Annotated in this window: 2 protein-coding genes; both read left to right on the top strand. The window is 55.2% G+C overall.

Annotated elements, in window-relative coordinates:
• Window positions 1-618 precede the first annotated feature (618 nt).
• Window positions 619-867, top strand: coding sequence for a hypothetical protein (locus JHD67_RS21335; RefSeq protein ID WP_199101151.1), 249 nt, complete (start codon window positions 619-621; stop codon window positions 865-867).
• Between the two features lie 78 nt (window positions 868-945).
• A complete protein-coding gene (locus JHD67_RS21330) occupies window positions 946-1,266 on the top strand; it encodes a hypothetical protein (protein ID WP_199101150.1) in 321 nt (106 codons plus the stop codon).
• The last annotated feature ends 186 nt before the right edge of the window (window positions 1,267-1,452 follow it).

The following is a 1,452-nucleotide window of genomic DNA, read 5'->3' as shown; positions in this document are numbered from 1 at the left end:
CGCACAATCCCAGGGTCGAATCCAATGGGTGGGAATTGCAGCGCTTGTTGTCGCGTGGCTGGCGATTGCCGCCTTCAACAACCTGCGTCACTAGGCATTTTCGTGAGGTCCGCTACCGACCCGGAGCGGACATCTCTAGGCTCTAATATGAAGGGAATCAGATGGTGCATGAGATAGCTTGGGCCGGGATTATCCTGGTGTTTCTGACCGGCTGCTTCCTCTTGTTTCTGCAAATCCGGACGTACAGACGAACCGGCCATAGATCGCTGTTAGTCGCAGCAACAGGCCAAATTTTCGGCTTGATTTATGGCTTGGTCCAAGTGGCTCCGTACGCGGTAGCCCTGAGCAAACAAAGTCGCTGGACTCTTTTCTATCTCGCTAGCGCGTGTCTCTACGTAGAGTGTGTAGTTGGAGCGCTTGGTGCATATCTGATATTTCGTGCGTTCGAACAGGCCTTGGCGCGGGCAAGATCAGCACCGCCGCCGTTCGCCAATAGACGTGCCGATGGGGTCTCAGACAGTTGAGTATGGAACGACCGCTTCCGACCCGAAGCGGACCTTTTTGAACGGCTAGTCGTGTATGCCTAGCCAGTCATGCGCATGGAATGTGAGGCGGCAAATGGATCAATCTTCACTGCAAGGTCTGGAATATCGAAGCGCATTCACGCTCTACAGCGTGGACGGCAAGCGAGCAGCTGCGGTGCTGGAATTCCGCAATGGTGAGACATACCTCGACGAGCAGGAATGGTTGGAAGGGACCACATTCAAGAATAGGCATTCCGGGAGCTTGGTTGGCCCTTTCGCATCTCCAGAAGATGCGGAGAAATTCATAGTGGCGACCGCCTGGTTTCGCGGAAGTCAGGACTGAGCGTCCGCTACCGACCCACAGCGGACATCGGCAATCCGGTAAGAATGTAGGCAGGGGAAGAAGGCAATGAGGACATTCTTGCGTGCGCTGACGCCGGTGTACGCCTTCTTCGTGGCGCTATTTACCATTTGGTCTTGGGGCGCCGTTTGGAACTCGATGAACGAGAGGCGCGAGTTTTTTACCAGCTCCGAATTGCTCTTGTATCTTGTGACGTTGCCGACGTCAGTGGCAACGATGAGGCTGGAACATTGGGCGCAGCCCATCTTTCCTTGGCTATACGTTGACGTCGCGATGTTGACGCTAGCTGGAATGATTCAGGTCACCTTGCTGTACGTGCTGGCGTTTCTGGTACTGAAGCGTCGGCACGCCTCGAGAAACTCTTCTGCGAACGGCTCATGACGGACGACCGCTTCCGACCCACAGCGGACATCGTAAGGGGGATGGGTAAGGTCCGCTACCGACTGCGGTTTCAGCCGGTCGTTGCAACACACTAAAGACTGCGCGAGCAGCGGGAGTGTTGCAAGATGTCCCAGCGACCAAAGATTTATTACACCGACGCCCAGATAGGGATGATGTGGGATCGAT

The sequence above is a fragment of the Dyella sp. ASV21 genome (assembly GCF_016428975.1).
Taxonomy (GTDB): Bacteria; Pseudomonadota; Gammaproteobacteria; order Xanthomonadales; family Rhodanobacteraceae; genus Dyella.
The sequence above is the reverse complement of the archived record's forward strand: the minus strand, read 5'-3'. Positions and strand labels throughout refer to the sequence as shown.